This is a genomic window from Tenacibaculum sp. XPcli2-G (genome assembly GCF_024124505.1).
In the GTDB taxonomy this organism is placed as follows: domain Bacteria; phylum Bacteroidota; class Bacteroidia; order Flavobacteriales; family Flavobacteriaceae; genus Polaribacter; species Polaribacter mesophilus.
Map to the genome: position 1 here is coordinate 165,484 of NZ_JAMXSH010000003.1, position 20,496 is coordinate 185,979.

At 29.2% G+C, this 20,496-nt stretch carries 19 protein-coding genes; 6 read left to right on the forward strand and 13 right to left on the reverse strand.

Going from position 1 to position 20,496, the window contains the following annotated elements:
* Positions 1-53 precede the first annotated feature (53 nt).
* A complete protein-coding gene (locus NH341_RS08565) occupies positions 54-1,271 on the forward strand; it encodes a glycosyltransferase (RefSeq protein ID WP_047788960.1) in 1,218 nt (405 codons plus the stop codon).
* On the opposite strand, the gene NH341_RS08570 is transcribed toward NH341_RS08565, so the two are convergent.
* The 3 genes from NH341_RS08570 to NH341_RS08580 are packed head-to-tail and all read right to left on the reverse strand — an operon-like array spanning position 1,261 to position 7,075.
* A complete protein-coding gene (locus NH341_RS08570) occupies positions 1,261-2,778 on the reverse strand; it encodes a cellulase family glycosylhydrolase (RefSeq protein ID WP_159616540.1) in 1,518 nt (505 codons plus the stop codon). The genes NH341_RS08565 and NH341_RS08570 overlap by 11 nt on opposite strands.
* Complete coding sequence (locus tag NH341_RS08575) at positions 2,772-3,983, reverse strand: Ig-like domain-containing protein (RefSeq protein WP_047788958.1); 1,212 nt, start codon at positions 3,981-3,983, stop codon at positions 2,772-2,774. Before NH341_RS08575 ends, NH341_RS08570 begins: the two co-directional genes overlap by 7 nt.
* Positions 3,984-3,985: 2 nt before the next feature.
* Positions 3,986-7,075 carry a hypothetical protein gene (locus NH341_RS08580; RefSeq protein WP_253056456.1) on the reverse strand — a complete coding sequence of 1,030 codons (3,090 nt, stop codon included), beginning with the start codon at positions 7,073-7,075 and terminating at the stop codon, positions 3,986-3,988.
* Between the two features lie 180 nt (positions 7,076-7,255).
* Between NH341_RS08580 and NH341_RS08585 the strand changes: the two genes are divergently transcribed.
* A complete protein-coding gene (locus NH341_RS08585) occupies positions 7,256-8,464 on the forward strand; it encodes a response regulator (protein WP_073183557.1) in 1,209 nt (402 codons plus the stop codon).
* A 49-nt stretch (positions 8,465-8,513) separates the two neighbouring features.
* Positions 8,514-9,740: a mannose-6-phosphate isomerase, class I gene (gene manA / locus NH341_RS08590; RefSeq protein ID WP_159491294.1), complete on the forward strand. Its 1,227-nt coding sequence runs from the start codon at positions 8,514-8,516 to the stop codon at positions 9,738-9,740.
* Between the two features lie 2 nt (positions 9,741-9,742).
* On the opposite strand, the gene NH341_RS08595 is transcribed toward manA, so the two are convergent.
* The 5 genes from NH341_RS08595 to NH341_RS08615 all read right to left on the reverse strand — a co-directional run bounded on the left by NH341_RS08595 (position 9,743) and on the right by NH341_RS08615 (position 13,269).
* Entirely contained in the window at positions 9,743-10,171 is a 429-nt protein-coding gene (locus NH341_RS08595) for a hypothetical protein (protein WP_253056458.1), read from the reverse strand.
* Positions 10,171-10,722, reverse strand: a complete 552-nt coding sequence (locus NH341_RS08600; RefSeq protein ID WP_253056460.1) for a hypothetical protein — start codon at positions 10,720-10,722, stop codon at positions 10,171-10,173. The genes NH341_RS08595 and NH341_RS08600 overlap by 1 nt, the downstream gene beginning before the upstream one ends.
* Before the next feature lie 63 nt (positions 10,723-10,785).
* The gene (locus tag NH341_RS08605; RefSeq protein WP_253056462.1) at positions 10,786-11,781 is read right to left on the reverse strand and encodes a metal-dependent hydrolase; all 996 of its coding nucleotides are present in this window, start codon (positions 11,779-11,781) and stop codon (positions 10,786-10,788) included.
* A 24-nt stretch (positions 11,782-11,805) separates the two neighbouring features.
* A complete protein-coding gene (locus NH341_RS08610; protein ID WP_253056464.1) occupies positions 11,806-12,603 on the reverse strand; it encodes a hypothetical protein in 798 nt (265 codons plus the stop codon).
* 33 nt (positions 12,604-12,636) lie between these two features.
* The gene (locus tag NH341_RS08615; protein ID WP_253056466.1) at positions 12,637-13,269 is read right to left on the reverse strand and encodes a hypothetical protein; all 633 of its coding nucleotides are present in this window, start codon (positions 13,267-13,269) and stop codon (positions 12,637-12,639) included.
* A gap of 100 nt (positions 13,270-13,369) precedes the next feature.
* On the opposite strand from NH341_RS08615, the gene NH341_RS08620 reads away from it, so the two are divergent.
* Positions 13,370-13,837, forward strand: a complete 468-nt coding sequence (locus NH341_RS08620; protein WP_239180400.1) for an iron-sulfur cluster-binding domain-containing protein — start codon at positions 13,370-13,372, stop codon at positions 13,835-13,837.
* Positions 13,838-13,948: 111 nt separating this feature from the next.
* Here the strand turns inward: NH341_RS08620 and NH341_RS08625 are convergent, their stop codons facing one another.
* From NH341_RS08625 to NH341_RS08640, 4 genes are all read right to left on the reverse strand, one after another.
* Positions 13,949-15,085, reverse strand: a complete 1,137-nt coding sequence (locus NH341_RS08625; RefSeq protein WP_253056468.1) for an alkene reductase — start codon at positions 15,083-15,085, stop codon at positions 13,949-13,951.
* A gap of 99 nt (positions 15,086-15,184) precedes the next feature.
* On the reverse strand, positions 15,185-15,571 hold the full coding sequence (locus NH341_RS08630) for a hypothetical protein (protein ID WP_239180396.1): 387 nt from the start codon (positions 15,569-15,571) through the stop codon (positions 15,185-15,187).
* A gap of 13 nt (positions 15,572-15,584) precedes the next feature.
* On the reverse strand, positions 15,585-16,097 hold the full coding sequence (locus NH341_RS08635) for a GNAT family N-acetyltransferase (protein ID WP_047788939.1): 513 nt from the start codon (positions 16,095-16,097) through the stop codon (positions 15,585-15,587).
* Between the two features lie 183 nt (positions 16,098-16,280).
* Entirely contained in the window at positions 16,281-17,264 is a 984-nt protein-coding gene (locus NH341_RS08640; RefSeq protein ID WP_253056470.1) for a polysaccharide deacetylase family protein, read from the reverse strand.
* 99 nt (positions 17,265-17,363) lie between these two features.
* Between NH341_RS08640 and NH341_RS08645 the strand changes: the two genes are divergently transcribed.
* On the forward strand, positions 17,364-18,203 hold the full coding sequence (locus tag NH341_RS08645; RefSeq protein WP_047788938.1) for an AraC family transcriptional regulator: 840 nt from the start codon (positions 17,364-17,366) through the stop codon (positions 18,201-18,203).
* 30 nt (positions 18,204-18,233) lie between these two features.
* On the opposite strand, the gene mnmE is transcribed toward NH341_RS08645, so the two are convergent.
* The gene (gene mnmE, locus NH341_RS08650; protein WP_159617020.1) at positions 18,234-19,628 is read right to left on the reverse strand and encodes a tRNA uridine-5-carboxymethylaminomethyl(34) synthesis GTPase MnmE; all 1,395 of its coding nucleotides are present in this window, start codon (positions 19,626-19,628) and stop codon (positions 18,234-18,236) included.
* Between the two features lie 372 nt (positions 19,629-20,000).
* Between mnmE and NH341_RS08655 the strand changes: the two genes are divergently transcribed.
* Complete coding sequence (locus NH341_RS08655) at positions 20,001-20,477, forward strand: hypothetical protein (protein WP_047788936.1); 477 nt, start codon at positions 20,001-20,003, stop codon at positions 20,475-20,477.
* Positions 20,478-20,496 lie beyond the last annotated feature (19 nt).

Below are 20,496 nucleotides of genomic sequence, written 5' to 3' on the forward strand. Positions count from 1 at the left end.
CTTAACTTGTTGTTTTGTAGGATCTTTGAAATGTAAATTAAACAATACTAACCATGAGACTAGCAATTGTAACAGCATATCCACCAAGTAAAGTAACGTTAAATGAATATGCATATCATTTAGTTAAAAACTTTAGACAAAAACAAGAAGTAACGGAGCTTATATTGTTAACAGATACAACCAAAGAAATAAAAGATGTTAGTTTTATTGAAAATGGCTGCAAAGTAACAGTAAAAGAATGTTGGAAATTTAATAGTTTATTTAATATTATAACAGTAACTAAAGCTATTAATCAAGTAAAGCCAGATGCTATATTATTTAACCTACAATTTATGAAGTTTGGAGACAAGAAAATTCCTGCAGCTTTAGGCTTAACTTTACCACTGGTTTGTAAACTAAAAAAAATACCAACAATAACTTTGTTACATAATATTTTAGAGCAGGTAGATTTAAAGAGCGCAGGTTTTACTTCTAATAAGCTTTTACAAAAAACTTATAACTTTATTGGTACTTGTTTAACAAGGTTAATTTTACAATCAGATACTGTAGCTGTAACTATTGAAAAATATGCAGTGATTTTAAAAGAAAAATATAAAGTTAAGAATGTAAAGTTAATACCTCATGGTACATTTGAAATTCCAAAAAAACCATGTTACGAGTTGCCAAAAGGTCCCATGAAAATAATGACTTTTGGAAAATTTGGAACTTACAAAAAAGTAGAGGCTATGATTGAAGCAGTTGAAGTAGTGAGAAGTACAACAGGATTGAATTTAGAAATAGTTATAGCTGGTACTGATAATCCGAATGTAAAAGGGTATTTAGAAGGAGTAAAGGAAAAATATAAAAATGTATCTCAGATTGTTTTCACAGGATATGTAGAAGAAAATGAAGTAGAAAATTTATTTAAAGAAAGTGCTGTAGTAGTTTTTCCTTATACCTCTACAACAGGCAGTTCTGGAGTTTTACATCAAGCTGGAAGTTATGGAAAAGCAGTTGTAATGCCTAATTTAGGAGATTTAGCATTGCTTGTAAAAGATGAAGGTTATAAAGGTGAATTCTTCGAACCAGAAAGTGTAACAAGTTTAGCTAAAGCAATAGAAGCAATCGTAATAGATGAAAATTATAGGGTAGAATTAGGTAAAACAAATTATAAGGCGGCAACAAAATATCCTATGGAAAGAATAGCAAGTTTATATCTTGAAGAGTTTTCTAAAATTATAGAAACAAAAAAAATAACATCAAAAAACTTAGTAACCAATTCTACTGTTTAGAAATATATTTAAAAGAAGGTTTCTTTTCCCCATTATTTTTAATAAACCCGAATTTTTTTTGTGGGTTTACTCTCCAAGGGCGTTTACCTACAACGCCCTTTGGTATTTTACTAAAATCGTATAAAGTCCAAGAAAGAAAAGGAATATTGTTTGTTGTTAAAATATGCTGCATGTTTTTAAAATATTCAGCTTGTTTTTTTTCAGACCCCTCAAAAAAATTCCATATACCACTATATGAAGACATACCAAACTCTCCTAAAACAATGGGTTTGTTAGGCAAATTAGATTTTAACTTTTTATACTTTTTCTCAAACATTTCTAAATTATCATAATAATGGAAAGAAATAAAATCTAATTTATCACTTAAAAGGTGAGCACTTTCAGTGTTTGACCAGCCAATAGTTACAGGGTGTTTTGTATCAATGGATTTAACCAAATATAATAAATGCTCTAACCAAGGAATAACGTTTTCTTTCCCTCTGGATTTAAAATCCAAATTAGGTTCATTTTTTAAATCCCATGCTAAAATGGCATTATGGTTTTTAAATTTTGAAACAATTTTCTCGGCATGTTTGAAGGTAAAAGTCCAATCTAGCACATCGTAATTTCCATAAAAATCAAACAGAGTAACAATTACCTTTATTCCTTTTTTATGAGCTAAATTTAATAGTAAATTGAGTTTTTTTAATTTGTTTTCATCCACATTTTCCTTCCCGAAATCGTCATAAGGAACAAATATCCTAATAGTATTTAAATTTGCTCTTTTTATAATATTAAAGTCTTCTTCAATAATTTTTAATTCAAAATTATCACCAAACATGCTCCATGGAGTAGCTTGAGGGTAATAATTAATACCTTTAATATTAGTATATTCTAGATTTGTTTTCTTTAAATCTTCTTGAAAAGAAGATGAACCTTCTTTAACTAAATGTCTTATACGCCAAAAACCATCTTCAAGTAACAAAATAGCTTTATAGTTTGAAAACTCTGTAGTTTCATAAATATTATATTTATTTTTAATGATTCTTTTATACTCTAAAACATTTTTATCTTCTAAAACAGCTAATTGTCCGTCTTCACTAAAAAAAACAATATCAGGATTATGCTTTAGAGTTGTAGCGTCTATTGTAATGTTTAGTGAATCGTTATATTTAATGATATTCTGTATATTTTTACGAGCATTTTTAGTGTAATAATCGTTTATACCTGTAGTAAGATTAGATTTATAAGCAATATGTTTAACATACCAACCATCTAAATAATCTTTTTCAATTTCAGTTAAGGTTTGTGTATCCATAATTCTACCTTCATTTCCATCTTTTACCCAGGTTATTTTAGGTATGTAATTACGAATATCTTTTAATTCGGTGTGTAATATTTTACTTCTATCAGCACCTGTGTTAAGGTAACTGTATAAAGAGCTAATTAAAAAAAGGAGCATAGAAATAATAATAATGTAAAATATTATTAAAGATGAACGCATTATGTTTTTATCTATACCTACCATAGTTCTATGTTTTTAAATTCTTTGTAAATACCAGCAGCGTCAGTAGTTATTTTATATATCCCTTTTGGTAAAATATTAGGGTTTAAGTTAAAATATACATAACCATTTTGTGTTTCTTTGATGAATTCTTGTATCAAGATGTTGTTTTGGTATAGTGAAACTTTAACCTTTAATCCATCAGGTATCATTTGCCCCATAAAACTTTGTAATGGTCCTATACTAATAGTTCGATTCTTTTCAGTAAAAGAAACTATATAATTTTTAATAGCCTTTTTATAATCTAATATTATCCTATCACTTTCAGCAATTCCAATAACATAAGCTTTTACAGACCATTGATCTTCATAATCTGGATGAACTATTTTTGCAGTAGCAATACCGTTGATAGTAGTACCTGATGTTTTCAATACATTTCCTTTACTATTAGTAATAAAAAAATCTACAAAACTACCATCACTTATAATATTATCATTAGTGTCTTTTAATTGTGATGTATATAAGGTTGTAATTTGATTTCCATCTGCATACTTGTGATGTCTTTTAGCAAAAACGTTAAAATTAACAGGAATTGCAGGCATTATATTAATATCATATTCCTTAGAGTGTAATTTAAAACAGTTTGAAGAAATTAAAACTCTACCGCTTTTTGTAGGAGAGTATATGTTTTTGTATGCGATTAAGTTTTTAGTAAATACTTTTTCTTTTTGGGTATCTGTTAAAAATTGTTGATTTATTGTAATAGGGGTGTTTTTTTTTAGAGGATTGTCCAATATATCTGTTGGTATGGTAACAATCATTGCATAATCTTTTCCACCTGCTTCTATACTAGGGGGACCTAAGTAGGTTTCTATAAATGTAGGTTTATTTTGTGCAATTATAGTAATCTTACCAGAAAGTACTTTTTCAGTATTAATGAGTGACCAGTTAATGATACCTTTTTTTTTGCTTAAAAACATTGGAATATCAAAGATTAAAGAATCTTTTTTAGAGGGGGTAATTATAGTGCTACCATAACTATTAGCGCAATATAGTTTGTATTTTGTAGATTTATGAGTATTAAACTTTAGTTGAATTAAAGTTCCTGCTAAAAACTCTTTTTTTGTGGATAATAACTTTAAAGTTGTATTATTACTTTCATTGTATTGTGCGTTTACACAACTAATAAATAAGCATGTGATACTAAAAAAAAACTTCTTTTTAAACATCGTTACTTTGGATTTCCTATAAAGTTATTCATTTCAATTTTTACATATTTATATTTAGGGTGTGAAATTTTTTGCAATTCTGAAAAAGCGTGATTTTTAACCCTATTTGGAATCAATTTGTTAGAGATTTCTTCGTTGGGAAGTCCATTAACAAAACAATTTTGCATATCATCATTAATAAATATGATTTTTTTATCTTCTAACAATTTATAATTAAAATGTTTTTTGCGTTGTTGTCTAATGCCACTTTTAATAAATAAATGATCTACCCAAGCTATTTTTTTATCTTTATTATAGTATGTAATGATTAATTGAGGTACGGTAATCTCTTGAATTCCAATGTTAAACAATGTTCCTTTTATATTTTTTTCTTCTATAATAAGCTCACTTAAGGCAAGGTCTTTATATAAATCAGAATTAGAAACATTTCCAGCTGCTTGTAAATTGAATTTAGTAGGTTGCTCTTCAAACTCAATAGGTGTAAACTCATCAGGATTAAATGTTTTTGGTATGGAATCAAGTGTTTTGGACCAGGCTATACCTTCAAAATTAATCCTAAAAGAACTAATCTCTTTAGGCATTAGTTTATGTTTTATATGATATTTTGCATTATAAGTAGCTAATTTTTTATTCGAATCATTATATAAAGTACCTTTAATAACAACATCTGCAGGTACATTATCTATGTTTTGTATTTCACCAATAATAGCATAATGATTATCAAATTTCACGAGCTTAGCTGTAACGATTTCTAAAACAGGTTGTTTTAAAACATCTTCATGGTGAGTTTGTTCAGTTGTAATTCTTTTTCTTCCTTGATTAAAATATCCTGTTTTATTATTTGAGTAAAGTTGATCAGGAGGTAAATCAAAATCAATTACATCAGGTTGTAAAAACCATTTACCGTTTAGTTTAATAGCCGTTTTATAATCTGTTTTATTAATTTTTTCTAAAGGTGTAATCCATTTTGTATGCACAGTTATAGTAGCTAAGCTATCTGTTTTTTTAGTAACAACAGTATTTAAAGCGTCTAGTTTAGCATAAGAGCTTAATAAACCATCAGTAACAGAGACTTCTAACATATATTGTGCTATTGAAATATTACTTTTTGGATTAATAAGGTTGTAAGCTTTTTCAAATTGTTTAAAATCTAAAGCATCATAATAAGATATTACAAGGTTTTCGGGCGATTGCTGTGTATTGTTTTCAAGATAAAATTTATACATACCAAAAAAAGAAACAACAGTTAAAAACAGTAACCATATATGAGCAAAGGGTAATACTTTTTTTGTAAATCCAGAGTAATTTTTATAGGCTTCAATACATAGCACGTAAGTATTCTTTCTCATTTTTATGTGCTTGTTAAATAAACTCTTGACATTTAAAAGTAAAGCGAAAATAACAGTTAGAAAAGGAACTGTTCCCCAAAGTAATTTTTGCCATATAGCTACATCTTCTTTTGGTAAAATAGAAGAGAGAGGTGGAATGTTTAATTTTTCCCAAACTATTATACCGTTTTCTAAAGGAGATAATCTTTGCCAACCACAGAAATATAAGATGGGATCATAAAATTTATCATTAGAAAAAATATATTTTAAATTATACTTTTCTGGAGTTGTTAAAAATTGTTGAAGCGATCCAATACCGGCAATACCTTTGAATTTTGAATTTTCAAGTCGTTCTATAGGCCTTGTTGTAAGTTCTGGTAAACGTCTTGCAGAATGATAATTTCCATCTACAGTCATAGCGTTTGTTTGAGCAGATAACCATGCCATTTGATCTCCAAAACCAAGTGTAAGATAACGCCATTGGTCGTGTTGATCTTGGTTTAGAAAGTTAATAATAGGCAACATTTTTATTTTTTGAGGCTGTGATGGTCTAAAATAGCCAAGACTCATTGTGAAAATAATGGTAAATAAAAATAAAGAGGCTATTAATCCTGCAAGTAAACGGTGGTAAATTCTTCCTAATTTTTTATGAATAACGTTTTTTAAATCACCATGTATAAAGTGATAGGTTATTTCTCCAAAAAGTGGTATTGCCATAATAGAAGCCCATAGGGTAAACCTATCTAAGGTTAAAATATTAAAAGCATTTTCGCCCAAAAGTTTTAAAGGAACTGGGGTAGTACCTCCTGTTCCTAAAATAAAAAGCATAGTAAAAGAAATACCAATAAATAAAAAACGCTTACTAAAATATCTATAAAAAAAATAAGGAAGAAAAACTAAAAGTATTCCCCAAGGAATCATAAAAAAAACCAAACCAGAAGATGTAACTTCTAGAAAATTATCTCTAGAACCATGTGGTATTGGAATTTGTGTAATAGGATTTTTTTTAGAGTTAATCCAGTAAGGTAGTAAGCACCCTACTATGATTACTAGAGCTAAAATTATAAAAAGGATATTATACTTAAACTGAGATTTAAATTTAACTAAGAATAATTTAAATGTAATTTTCTTATACGATTTAACTTCATCAAAACAAACATCCATAATAACCATTCCTATTAAAGGTAAAATAAAAAATACCATTCCAAAAATAGGAGTAACATGATGCGAGGTTACAGTAACTGAAATTAAAGAAAGAGATGTAAGTAAATATTTATATTTTTTTGTTTTTAACCACAAATAAATCTCGGGTAAAGCATGCATTAAAACAGAAACACCAATAATACTGGGTAATTGTCCAAAAATATGTAGTGTTTCTAAAAAAGAAGAAGAAAGAGCAGCTGTAATTGCTGCATAACCAGCTATTTTTTTATTAGCAGTTATAAGTAGAGAAAAACGATATGCACCAGAAATAAAAAGTATAACGCCTATTATAGCTACAGTAAAAAGCCCAAATTTTAACCCTCCTATATACGACAAAGCAGCAATTGATTGATGTACCAGAGGTGGGTAGCTCATTACCGTAAATCCAGTATACCATTTGTAGTTCCAAGGCTCAAACCAATTACTTGCATAATGCTCTGCAAAAAACAAATGTATTAGAGCATCATATGTGTTTTCTAAGGTAAAAAAGATAAAAGAACCATGAAAAGCTATACCCAAAAGAAGCGCTAATATTAAAAGTTTGTTTGATTCCTTTCTCATTGAAATTTATATAGTTAGCTTTTGTTATTGTAAATATAAACGATTTAAAGATATAATATTTTTTGTTTAACTAAAGTAAACTACCATTCGTCTAAAGAAAACATCCCTTTAAGTGTTGTAAGTCATTAAAAAAAAGATACATAGCTATTTTTGGATCAAATAACTGTTAAAAATTTAATTATGAAAATACTAGCTATAGATGATCAAAAGCTAATATTAATCCCCCTAAAGAAGAGATTGTTAGAGTTAGGTTATGATGTAAAAACTGAAACGAATGCTTTTGAAGGTATGAAATTGTATGATTCATTTCAACCAGACTTAGTTATAGTAGACATGAATATGCCAACAATATCGGGTATGGAGGTTATAGATTATATAAGAAACTCTAAAAAACCGTCTACATCAGTAATTGTATTATCAGGAAATACAGATGATAAAATGATAACTAAAGGTTTTGATTTAGGAATTGATGATTACATGAAAAAGCCATTAAGCTTAAATGAAATTTGTGTTAGAGTGAAAAGGCTAATAGGGGCTCCTGAAAATATAGTAAGTATAGAAAAACAAAATAATCTTATCATTAAAGAAAGATGTGTTGGGGTAGTAATACCTTGTTACAATGAGGAGAAAAGATTACTAAGTAAAGAGTTTACCAGTTTTATTGACGAGAATTCAGGGTATCACTTATGTTTTGTAAATGATGGAAGTACAGATAAAACTTTAGACGTGCTAAATAATTTGAGAAATGGAAGAGAAGATTTTATAACAATATACAATTGCGAAAAAAATGGAGGTAAAGCAGAGGCTGTTAGACAAGGAATGCTACACATGGCAAACTTTAAAGATTTAGATTATATAGGTTTTTTAGATGCAGACTTATCTACAGACTTGTTAGATTTTGATGACTTAGTTTCTACAATTGAAAAATCTAACTTTAAAATAGTTAGCGGATCAAGAATTACTAGAATGGGGGCTAATATAACAAAAGAATCTGCTAGAAAAATAATTAGTCTTACCATTAATTTTATTATAAGAAAAATATTATCAATGGATTTTAAAGATACACAATGTGGAGCTAAAATTTTTCATAGAGATGTAATTGATATCGCATTTAAAGAAAAGTTTATTACAAAATGGTTATTTGATGTAGAGATTTTTTTAAGAATTAAAAAGCATTTTAAAATTGAAAAAGCAAGAGAAATGATGTGTGAAAAACCTTTAAAAAGATGGATACATGCAGACGGGTCTAAGCTTTCTATGAAAGATTCTATAAAAATAATAGGTCAATTAGGTCAAATAGCATGGAATTACAGAGTAAAAAAAAAGAAAGACTCAACGCTAATTGGTAAAATGAAAATGGAAGAATTTTCAATAACCTTGAATAACTAAGCAAGTATAAATAAAAAGATTTAGCAAGTAACTATTAAAATATTAAGATATGATTAATGAAGCTACACAAACATTTAATTTATTAGCGCTTACAGGGCAGATTCAAAATTATGATTGGGGAGGTGATAATTATATCACAAAGTTGTTAAAAAGAAAAAACGACGGAAAAAAAATAGCAGAGTACTGGTTAGGAGCACACAGAAAAGCCCCATCTATAATAAAAACATCTGTTGGAAATCAAACTTTAGATAATTTTTTAAAAAGAAACTTAAAAAAATGTTTAGGTAAAAGAGTAGCAAGAAAATACGGAAGATTACCTTTTTTATTTAAAGTGTTAGATGTAAAAAAGACATTGTCAATTCAGGTTCATCCTTCAAAAAAAAATGCAGAAAAAGGATTTAAGGAAGAAAATATTTTAGGAATCCCATTAACAGCACCTTACAGAAACTATAAAGATGATAATCACAAGCCGGAAATTATGGTTGCTTTGAGTGAATTTTGGTTATTACACGGTTTCTTACCCAAAAGTAAATTAATAACAAGATTAGAAGAAACACCAGAATTTAAAAAGTTAGTTAATATATTTAAAGAAGAAGGATATTTTGGCTTATATAAAAATGTGATGGAAAAATCAAATGAAGAAGTATATGAAATATTAAAACCTTTAATAGATAGAATTACTCCATTATATAAGAACAAAAAATTAGATAAAAATAGTCCTGACTTTTGGGCAGCAAAAGTTGTTGATGAATCTACAAATAATAAAAAACTAGATAGAGGAATTTTTTCTATATACTTTTTTAACATAATGAAATTAAATAAAGGAGAAGCTGTTTTCCAAAAAGAGGGAGTACCCCATGCTTATTTAGAAGGTCAAAATATAGAATTAATGGCTAATTCAGATAATGTTTTAAGAGGAGGTTTAACAAAAAAACATGTAGATGTTGCTGAGCTATTGAAGAATATTGTTTTTGAAGAAACAAATCCAGAAGTTTTGTATGGTTGTTTGAAAAAAGATAATTTAGAAAGAGTGTATGAGACAGAAGCAAAAGATTTTGAATTGAGTAAAATTAATATTGCAGAAAGTCAAGTATACAAGGCAAAATCTAGATCAGTAGAAATTTTAATAGTCATTGATGGAGAGATAGAAATAGTAGAAACAAAATCTGTTTTAAATTTAAAAAAGGGACAATCAGCCCTCTTAAAAGCAGGAAGTATTTATAAAATAACTTCTAAAAAGAAAGCAACAATTTACAAGGCAAAAGTACCTTATTAAAATTAAAGTTTTTTCAATAAGCCTTTTTTCTTTTTTGAAGCTTTTAAAAGTCGGATAAGATTGTTCATTCCAATAACAACTAATATAGAAATACAAGCGGCTGTACCTAATGCGCCTCCATAACCATTAAAAAAAGTAGGACTAACCGTATAGATAAATCCAAAAACAATTCCTGCAAAAATAATTGAAGTATAGTTACGAGTAAGTTTACTAGAGGTCATACCAACAAAAGAAGCACCAAAAAATACCCAAGGAATTTGATTGGCTATATCTTCAGAAAATAACTCAGAAAAAAGAGAACATGTACTAGCAATAAAAAGAGTGAGTAGGGCAGAAGCTCTTACAGGACCCTGTTTGTATTTTGTACTTACTAAAAACGTTAAAAAAGCCCCAAGTATGCTTGTTAAATATATTGATATGGTGGTAAGCACTATGAAAGAATTAAAAGAAATAACGATGAAATAACTACACTACCAAAGGCAAGAGTACCCAGTTTACCACCAACTCCATTAAAAAGGTTTTTAGAGAGTATAAAAAAAGTACCCGCTATGATACCTGCAATAATTATAAGGCTATAATCAATAGCAACGTTTTTTTGTGACATTCCTACAAAACAACCACAATACATAGCATTGGGAATATTTTGTAAAACCTTCGACTTTTTATTTAAATCAGGTAAAAAAGAAGCAACTGTACCAATAAGTGTTGCTGCAAAAACAGAATTTAATTTAGTGAAAAGATGTAAGTAACTTGTAAGTATAGCTCCAATTATAACAAAAATTATTACATAGAATGGCTCAAAATCTACTCTTTTAATTTTAAAAAACTTTATGTAACTATAAATTATAAGTGTAGTAATAAGTGTTGTTAACGATAGTATTGTAAAAGTATTTTTATGCTCAAACAATAATGCAGTAATAAATGCAAATTGAGTAAGAACTAAAAAAATGATAGAAAAAAAGTGAAAATATTTTTGTCTCAAACCAGAGTTATTCTGCAATTATAATATAATGGCAAATTTACGGTATAAACTATGATTTATCAATTAATTTCCTTGAATTCTAACCCAAAGACCTGTTAATAATTGTTTAGCTTTTTCACGATTTCTAGGCACTTCGTTTATAACTATTTTATTTTGCTTTTTTGTTATTTGAAAACTAAAAGCAAACTGCTGAAAATTAGGAGCTACGCTTAATAATCCAAAACGTAAATCATTTAAATAAATTAAATTATTCTTTTCTGAAATTGTATACCAACCTTTGGTAATTTTAATAAGTCGTTTTATAGAAACATTATTTTTATAATCGTCTAATAAATGATGATTTTTAGGGTAGGAATAAAATTCAATTGGTTTAGTATCAAAAAAAGAATAATAACCTATTAGATAAGCATCATCTGTTTCAACATTTGCAGACCATAAAATGGTGTTAAAAGGCGTAGGTTTGGTTTCTATTTCTTTATAAGAAATCCCTTGTTCTTTTAAAGCATGTGAAAATTTAGAGTAAGTGATTCCTTTAATAACAAGGGTAATTGCCATGTAAGAACTACTAATAATTAGTCCTAAATTGTTATACTTTGTTCTTTTAGCTGTCCCTTTACGTTGGAACATTGCCATTAGTAGAAATACTAAGAAAGGTAATGTGTATAAAGGGTCAATAACAAATATATTTTTAAAAGCTAACCGCAAATCGAGTGGCCAAAAAAGTTGAGTTCCCCAAGTGGTATGTGCGTCTAGAATTGGATGTGTTATAAATCCCCAAAACATAAGTAGAGCCCATTCTTTAGTGGAGGCATTTTTTTCATATAAAGAGATAAGCCAACCAAAAATCCACCCGAAAACAATTGCAAAAAATACAGAATGTGTAAAACCTCTGTGTATTTCTAGAGCAGTAACAGTGTCAAAAAGCTTACCAACATAAACATCTAAGTCTGGAATAGTACCAGCGATGGCACCATAAAGCATTGCTTTGTTTCCTACTTTTTTACCTAATACAGCTTCTCCAACAGCTGCCCCAAGAACAATTTGTGTGAGTGAATCCATTAGGCAAAAATACTTATAAAACGGTTAGTAAATAGTGTTATAATATTCGTTAATCCATTTTGTAGGATATTTATTATATAAATCGTTAAGAAGTAACTTGTTTGCTTCGGAAGTTTTAAAATCTTTATAAAAACTACCAAGAACCCAAACAGTTTCTCTAGATAACTCTCTTTTATGACACTCTAAAAGAACTTGCTTCGATTTTATTGAAGAGTCTGTTAATAGTAATACTAAAGCTCCCGATGTTTCAAAATTGAACTCATTAAAAAAAGGCGTTATTTTTTGAGCTCTTTTTAAGAGTATTTCATTCTCTAAAAAAAGAGATGCTTTTAGTTTTTTTCGTAAACTAGGATAGCTAGTATATGAGTTCACCTTGATAACAAATTTTAAGTTTTCTAAAAACTCGCTATACTTTGTATTGTACAGGTTTTCTATATCATTTAGTGAGTTCACTCCAAAGAGTATATATACCGTACTAGGTCTTAAAACATTAATATTATATCCCTCACCAAGAGACGATAGTGTTTTTTCAATTCCTTTTAAGAAAAGAGGGTAATTGTTTTCTTTTACTTTTGTAATAATACCTAATCTAGAGGCGTGAAAATAAGCATCAATAATTTTTTGCTTGTCTATTCCTTTTAAAGCTTTTGTTAGTGTTGCATTAATATCATAATGACGATACGGATAAAATTGACCTTGAAATTTATGGAGTAAAGCTTCGTTTTCGCTTTCAATAAAAAGATCAATAATTTTACTTGTGGTAAGTTTACCTAAAGATTGATATTTTTTTTCTTGTAACTGTATTATTATCTCTCTTTCCATTTATGAGATGTGTTTTATTAATTGTTGATGTTTTTAATGAAAAACTATAGCTGCTTTGTTGTGAATACTATGTTTTGCAGCTTTGAACAACTCACACCAAACTAGTTTTTCTTTCCAAAAATTTTCTTCTGCGTTTATTGATTTATTTACAGCTTCAATATTTACAATAGTATCGTCTTCATCTAGTTGAATATTAAGCTTATTTGCTATAAATTTTAATTCCTTAAATAGAGTGTATGACGAACCAATCATTGCACCATCAATAGGAATTTCATCATTATCAAAAACAATATCGATAAAATCTACAGGAACATAAAAACCTGTACAATCTGAATGACATATAAGATGACAAGTAAGGTCTGATGCATGATCATCTATAATAGAATCTTCACTAGGCTTACTGTTAGGGCTAAATGGAATAGGAGTCCAATCTTCATATTCGGCACAATAAGCATAAAAACGCCTTAAGTGATGAATAAAATCGTAAGAAAACCCACCAAGTTCTAAAGAACCACCTTCTAATTCGGTTGGTTCTTCGTAAGGTGTAAGCCCATTTAATTCTAGTAGTTTGTTAACATCTTTAAATACTGAAGAATAATGTTTAAAAGCTTCTTCATCCATTTCTTTAAAGCTAGCAAGTGCTCCGCTAGTAATGTATAATCCCATCTTTTGTTTTTTAATTTAATTGCTTGTAAAAGTATAAACAAGTATAAGTAGAAAGTAATCTGTTTTATAAGCGTAGTTAACCGTTGTAAATTTGAAAAAAATGAATCTACTTCCAGATACACAAAGTAATATAATTTCTCCCTATGCGCAGAATGCAGAATATTTTATCTGTGGGCCTGGTACTATGATAGAAAATACTCAAAAAGTATTACAGAGTATGGATGTTCCAGATACTCGAATTCTTATTGAAAGCTTTGGAGGAGGAAGATTAGAAGAAACTACAGAAGTCATCGATAATGCTCATTTAACTGCTAGTTTAGATGGAGAAGAAATAAACATACATATTCCAAAGGGTAAAACTATATTACGCGCTATGTTAGATAATAATTATAATCCTCCATATTCATGTGAAGGAGGAGTATGTTCTAGCTGTATGTGTAAATTGAACAAAGGAGAAGTTTTTATGAAAAAGAATCTTACTTTATCTGAAGAAGATGTTAAAGAAGGATATATTTTAAGTTGTCAAAGTCTTCCCTTAACACAAGATATAGAAATTGTTTTTGAATAATTTTATACAATAGTTTCGAACAAATAGAAAACAAAGTATTATGTATAATTACTACTTATAAAGTTTTGGGTAAGCCCCAACTCCAGGCTAGGGAGTCGGTAGCTTCAGGCTTTATTTTTCTTCAATAGTATCCATGCTTCCTTGTTTCAAAAAAGGATAATCTGTATATCCTCTAGCATCCCCACCACCAAATAACGTATGAGTATTAGTAATTTTGTTTAATGGAGCATTTAGTTTTACTCTTATCGGATAATCGGGGTTCGTTAAAAAATTACGTCCAAACCCAATTAAATCAACCAGCTCTTTTTCTAGTAAATCTTCTCCTTGTTCAGGTGTTTTATTTCCTGTAGCAATAATAGTTTTGCTAAATGTTTTACGTAGGTTCCCTCTAAAATTATTAGGAATTTCAGGAGCATCATCCCAATCTGCTTCACATAAATGTAAATAGGTAATTCCAATATTTTCAAGTTCTTGAGTAGCAATCATTATAGTGTCTAATATTTCAGGATCATTCATGTCTTTAAAACTAATAAAAGGGGAGAGGCGAACTCCGGTTTTTTCATTACCTATTTCCTGAGCAACTGCTTGAGTGATTTCGGTTAGTAATCGAACTCTATTATCTTTAGTTCTCCCATATTCGTCAGTTCGTTGGTTAGAATTACTTCTTAAAAATTGGTCTATCAAATATCCATTGGCTCCGTGAATTTCAACACCATCAAAACCTGCTTCAATAGCATTTTTTGCCCCCGTTTTAAATTCTTCAATTACTTGATTAATGTCTGATTTTGTCATTGCTCTAGGTTCTTCTACAGGTACAAAAGTAGCATCACCATTGGGAGCTCCATCAAAAATATAAACATTGGTGTCTTTGGCAATTTTTTTAGAAGGAGCAATAGGTTGTAATCCGTTTACTTTAGAACTAGATACGCGACCAACATGCCATAGTTGTAAAAATATTTTACTTCCTTTTTTATGGACTTCGTCAGTAATTAATTTCCAACCTTCAATTTGTTCTTGTGTGTAAATTCCAGGTGTTTTAGCGTAGCCTTTTCCTTGTAATGAAACTTGAGTAGCTTCAGATATAATTATTCCTGCAGAAGCTCTCTGTCCGTAATATTCAGCCATTAGTTCATTAGGAATATCACCAGGCTGTGAGCTTCTAGAACGTGTCATGGGAGCCATTAAAAATCTATTTTTTAATGTCAAGCCATTTTTATTATAGGGTTGATACAACTTTTTAAAAGCCATGATTTACAAAGTTTTAATTGTTTAATAGTACAAATTTACTACGGTTTGAAGATGTTTTTGTTGTATAATTTCATGTTTTACTTGTGAAAATACATTGTCTTATTCCGCAAACTCTACAGTTGTAAAATGTAGGGTGGTAGTACCTATGTTTTCTAGATTATGTATAAAGTAGTTTTTAGTGCTTAAGTTATTAAAGTACTTAATATCATTAGGTTTATAGGATGTTTCAATTATAGAACCATTAGAAAAATAAGAACGAGAGTTACCCCTTGTATGACAAACATAAAAATAAGGTTTATCATGTTTATGAAACGGAAGACTTTTTCCGGGTTCCAATTCAATATGCCATATTTTAACACGTTTATTTTCTAATAATAATTGTTGTCCAATTTTATGACTATTAACTCCTAATTGAATGGCTTTTTTTAAGGATTCTGTCCAATGTACAGACCAATTTCCAGCGGTGTTTATGGTTTCTACTTTCATAAGAGTTTAATTATTAATTTATAGTATATAATAACCATTCTTTAAACTCATGCTTAGGAAGAATGATGTCTTTTTTAAAGCTGAAACCTAATTTATTGAGTAACTTTTGAGAGCCAGTATTACTAGGACGTGTAATTGCCACTAGGTTTTGAATTCTGAAATCATTTATAGCTACTTCTTTTATTTTTGAAGCACTTTCAAAGGCATATCCTTTACCTTCAAATTGAGGTAAAAAAGCAAAGCCAAAATCAATTCCATCAACTCCTTCACGATCATAAAGTCCCACAGTTCCTATTTTTTCATTATCAGATTGTCTAATTACAGTATAGCTAGAGTATCCTAATTGCTTGAGTTGCTCAAGCATAATTGTTTCAATATATTGCTTTGCATGAGTAGTAGAAGTTATGTTTCTATCTCCAATGTTTTCAATCCATTTAGGAGTATTAAATAAGTTGAAAATAAAGTCGGTATCTTCAGTATTTGTCGGTCGTATGATTAACCTCTCAGTTTGATATTGTGAACTCATTTATTTTGATTATTTACGGAATGTTACTTGGTTTGTTTTATCGAGCACTATGCTTTCAGGGTTCTTTAACCCTTTTAACTCCAATCTTTTTCTAATTGAAAAGGTAATTAGTTTTGCGCATTAATAATTGTTAGTGTACTAAATACAAGGTATAAATAGATTGCATGTTTCATGTTGATACTCTTATTTGTTAAATTTTATTTCGGCGTTATCAATTGGTGTATTAGGATCGTTTATTACCATTTTAGCAATATCATCTTTACGCATAAATACTACACCTTCATGTTGTTTTGCATATTCAATAAATTGATTTACAACATTAATTATTGCTGGAGTACCTCCAATTCTATCGTGTAAACTCACACTCATCATTCTTCTTTTAGAGGAACCTTCTTTATAAAGCTGATTGAATTCTGTTTTTAGTTGGAATAAGAATTGATCTGGTGACCAGTTTTTACCTGTAATATTTACAATGTCATTGTTACGCAACGTATAAGGCATTACAACAAAGTTTTTAGCTCTTACTTTAGTAATGAAAGGCTCATCACGACTTACATCATCAATATGATATAAAAAGTCAAGTTTTTGTAAAACCTTAAGAGTGTTGGGACTTCTACGTAACCAATTGGCATTGCATCCACGTCCTCTTTTTCCTGTAATTGCTTCTACTGTGTCAATTCCTTTTTTAACAAAGGCAAGTTCTTCTTCGTAACTTAAATTCCACTGATTGTCCCAAGCAATTCCGTGAGCAGCTATTTCGTGTCCTTTGTTGGCCATAGCCTTAGCGATTTCAGGATATTTTATTGCAGCTTCACCTACTACATGAGAGGTTACTTTTATATTGTGTTTATCCCATAAATCCATCATCCGCCACATTCCTTCTCTAGCTCCATAACGAAACCAGCTTTCAGCAGGCAAATCAGGATTTCCTTTAGGTAATGGGTTTCCTGAAAAAGGACTTTCAGCTCCTTCAGGTTGTCCTCCTGTTTCAAACTGCATTGAAAAAGAAATGACTAATTGTGCTCCGTTAGGCCAATAGCTTTTTTTTGCCACATTTTTTGTCAAAGTAGAACCTGTTTTACTTGTATTCTTTTGCTCTTTTTTACAGGCATTTAATGTTAGGCTTACCACTATGATAACTAGTGCTATAATGCTATTATTTTTCATTTTATATTGTTTAATTAACTGTTGTGACTGCAAAATTAATAGCTATTTTAAGCCATATTGTTGTATTAATACATTGTATATTTGTATAAAAACATTCTGATGACGCAACGTTTTTATATTACCAAGAATTTAGATGTATTTGAGTTTGAAGCAGAGAAGGAGTGGGGCTATCCAAGACATAAGCACCATTTTTTTGAGTTAACTTTTGTTTTAAAAGGAAGCGGAAAACATGTTTTAAATGAAAGTGTTATTGATTATAAAGAGGGAGATTTGTTTTTTTTAACTCCAAAGGATGAACATGAGTTTATTATTGGAGAGCCAACAAGGTTTGGGGTGCTAAAATTTACAGAACAGATGTTTTTAGAAAAGGCTACATTTTCTACCAGCACTTATTGGAGAAAGAGTTTAGAGGCAGTAATTTTTCATCAGAATATTGTTGCTAAAAGTGTAATTAGTTGCGAAACAGATAAAGAGCAACTCTTTAGACTTTATCATTTAATAAAAAGTGAATTGCATAGTCCGTTAACTTACAGTCGTAATGTATTATCTGAATTGTTTGGAGCTTTGTTAATTATATTGTCGAGAAACTTAAAGTCTACATTAAAAAATAGTGGACATGTTTACGATAAGAATAAGGTAGATTTAATATTGACGTATATACGACAAAATGTACAAAATAAAGAACTTATAAAGGTTGATGTTATTGCAGAAACGTTTCATTTGTCACCAAACTATGTTGGTATTTTTGTAAAGAAACATACAGGTATATCCTTACAGCGTTATATAATGGAAACCAAAATAAAAATGGCAGAAAGCTTGTTAAAACAAAGTAGTCTAAGCATAGGTGAAATTGCTGAGAAAACAGGTTTTACAGACTCAAGTCATTTTAATAAAACATTTAAAAAGTACACGGGTAAAAATCCGAGCGAATATATTTAAATTCAATATTTTGTTGAAGAGTTTCGTTTCTTACTTCCCGATACAGAAATTTCCAAAAATGTGTCCTAAAATATCTTTATCTACATCGTATTCACCTGTAATATTTCCTAAATGACGTAAGCATTCTCGAATATCTATAGCAAATAAATCAGAAGAAATATCTAACTCAATACCATTTTTAACAGAATTGATACTTTCCAAAGCTAAAGTTAATGCTTCAAAATGACGAGAGTTAGTAACAATGGTTTCATTATTACTTAAAGCTCCAGTATTGACTAACGAAATAAGTTCTTGTTTTAACTCGTCAACTCCAATATTTTGTTTTGCAGAAAGTAAAATTAAGTTTTCAATCTCAGATTGTAGAATATAGGAGTCATGGCATGATAAGGTGTCTATTTTATTAGCTATAACTAATAAACGTTTATTTGGAAAACGTTGGTGTATAGTTTCAATTTCCTCTAAGAATAAGTCTTTAGAATGTATATACTTATTGGAGTCAATTAAAAATATAATTAATTGTGCGTTTTCTGCTTTTTCATATGCTTTTTTGATACCGATGTTTTCAACAACATCTTCAGTTTCTCTAATTCCAGCGGTATCGATAAAACGAAAAACAACACCATCAATAATTAATTCATCTTCAATAGCATCACGAGTTGTACCAGCAATATCAGATACGATAGCCTTTTCTTCATTAAGCAAAGCATTTAATAGAGTAGACTTTCCAACATTTGGTTCACCAATAATAGCTACAGGTATTCCATTTTTCATAGCATTCCCAAAGGCAAAAGAATCTATTAAACGTTTTAAAACTGCCGATATTTTAGCTACTAATTCTTTAAACTTGGTTCTATCAGCAAACTCTACGTCTTCACCAGAAAAATCGAGTTCTAACTCAATTAAAGCTGCAAAATCAAGTAGTTGTCCTCTTAATTCTTTTAGTTCATTGGTAATTCCTCCACGCATTTGCTGAATTGCCATTTGATGAGAAGCAGCAGAGTTTGAAGCAATCACATCAGCCACAGCTTCCGCTTGCGATAAATCCATTTTACCATTTAAAAAGGCTCGCATTGTAAACTCACCGTTATCAGCCATTCTACAACCATTTTGTAAGAAAAGTTGAATGATTTCTTGTTGAATAAAACTAGAACCATGACACGAAATTTCTACTACATCTTCACCTGTATATGAGTGCGGATTTTTAAAAATAGATACTAAAACTTGATCAATAACAACTCCATTATTCACAATATGACCTAAATGTAAGGTATGAGATTTTTGATTTAATAATGATTTATTTTTCTTTACAGAAGAGAAAAATGAATCTACAATTTTTATAGAATTTTCTCCAGAAAGTCTAATAATAGCAATAGCACCAACCCCTGCTGGTGTTGCTAAAGCAATAATTGTATCGTTTTGTATCATATCGCAAAATTACCTAATTTAGTAAGAAGTATTATAAAATATCAACAACATATTTTTACTAAACAAGTATGGGGAAAAACCCCTTTTTTAACTTTTCATTTTTTAAACCTAAAAATAAATGCTACTTTTGGTATAACTGTTTTTTAGAACTTAAAAAACGTTAATCCCTCAAAAATAATACTATTCCATTTAGTATTGGCTTCCTCGAAAAATCTTATTGTACATTCTTTATGTGTTATACTTATATAATACTCTGAAATGCGTACCTCTTAATTACCCTGCCCCCAAAATTACAGTTACCCCCACTTTTAAAGTTAGATATACAACTTTTATTGCTTGTATATGTAGTATAATAATTATAAAACAAATAATATGAGAAAAAATATTATTCAAAAACTACTGTATTTATTCTTTTTAGGTAGCGGTTTAAGTCTTTGTTCACAAAATTTAACAGAGTTATCGGTAGTTTCCTATAGTGATAAACCAGATTATGAAAGAGTGCATGTGCATAAACTAAAGATTAGCAATAATAGCATAGTAGAAAAAGAATATCGTTTTTCCATAAACAATGTACCGTGCAAAAATCAAGAAAAAATAGAAACGATATTAGAGTATTCATTATTAGATGAAAAAAAGAAACCTCTTATAAAAGCATTAAAAGTACTACCTAAAAGAAGTAAAATACTTTATTTAAAAATAACTAAACCATACAATATCAAATTAGGAAGTTGGAATTGTATAGAACTCCTGGTAAATGACCTTCAAGAGCAAGTGTCATTACAGAAAAAAGCTCCCTCTAGCAAGATTAATATAAAAACATATATACCAAATCAGAGTAATGACAATTAGACGATTAGCATAAGATTGT

What these genes read in the sequence shown, in the direction of transcription:
- NH341_RS08615 (WP_253056466.1), bottom strand. Translation starts at nt 13,269, where the DNA reads ATGGGATTATACATTACTAGCGGAGCACTTGCTAGCTTTAAAGAAATG.
- manA (WP_159491294.1), top strand. Translation starts at nt 8,514, where the DNA reads ATGATTAATGAAGCTACACAAACATTTAATTTATTAGCGCTTACAGGG.
- NH341_RS08585 (WP_073183557.1), top strand. Translation starts at nt 7,256, where the DNA reads ATGAAAATACTAGCTATAGATGATCAAAAGCTAATATTAATCCCCCTA.
- NH341_RS08575 (WP_047788958.1), bottom strand. Translation starts at nt 3,983, where the DNA reads ATGTTTAAAAAGAAGTTTTTTTTTAGTATCACATGCTTATTTATTAGT.
- NH341_RS08620 (WP_239180400.1), top strand. Translation starts at nt 13,370, where the DNA reads ATGAATCTACTTCCAGATACACAAAGTAATATAATTTCTCCCTATGCG.
- NH341_RS08645 (WP_047788938.1), top strand. Translation starts at nt 17,364, where the DNA reads ATGACGCAACGTTTTTATATTACCAAGAATTTAGATGTATTTGAGTTT.
- NH341_RS08625 (WP_253056468.1), bottom strand. Translation starts at nt 15,085, where the DNA reads ATGGCTTTTAAAAAGTTGTATCAACCCTATAATAAAAATGGCTTGACA.
- mnmE (WP_159617020.1), bottom strand. Translation starts at nt 19,628, where the DNA reads ATGATACAAAACGATACAATTATTGCTTTAGCAACACCAGCAGGGGTT.
- NH341_RS08570 (WP_159616540.1), bottom strand. Translation starts at nt 2,778, where the DNA reads ATGGTAGGTATAGATAAAAACATAATGCGTTCATCTTTAATAATATTT.
- NH341_RS08565 (WP_047788960.1), top strand. Translation starts at nt 54, where the DNA reads ATGAGACTAGCAATTGTAACAGCATATCCACCAAGTAAAGTAACGTTA.
- NH341_RS08630 (WP_239180396.1), bottom strand. Translation starts at nt 15,571, where the DNA reads ATGAAAGTAGAAACCATAAACACCGCTGGAAATTGGTCTGTACATTGG.
- NH341_RS08610 (WP_253056464.1), bottom strand. Translation starts at nt 12,603, where the DNA reads ATGGAAAGAGAGATAATAATACAGTTACAAGAAAAAAAATATCAATCT.
- NH341_RS08640 (WP_253056470.1), bottom strand. Translation starts at nt 17,264, where the DNA reads ATGAAAAATAATAGCATTATAGCACTAGTTATCATAGTGGTAAGCCTA.
- NH341_RS08655 (WP_047788936.1), top strand. Translation starts at nt 20,001, where the DNA reads ATGAGAAAAAATATTATTCAAAAACTACTGTATTTATTCTTTTTAGGT.
- NH341_RS08605 (WP_253056462.1), bottom strand. Translation starts at nt 11,781, where the DNA reads ATGGATTCACTCACACAAATTGTTCTTGGGGCAGCTGTTGGAGAAGCT.
- NH341_RS08635 (WP_047788939.1), bottom strand. Translation starts at nt 16,097, where the DNA reads ATGAGTTCACAATATCAAACTGAGAGGTTAATCATACGACCGACAAAT.
- NH341_RS08580 (WP_253056456.1), bottom strand. Translation starts at nt 7,075, where the DNA reads ATGAGAAAGGAATCAAACAAACTTTTAATATTAGCGCTTCTTTTGGGT.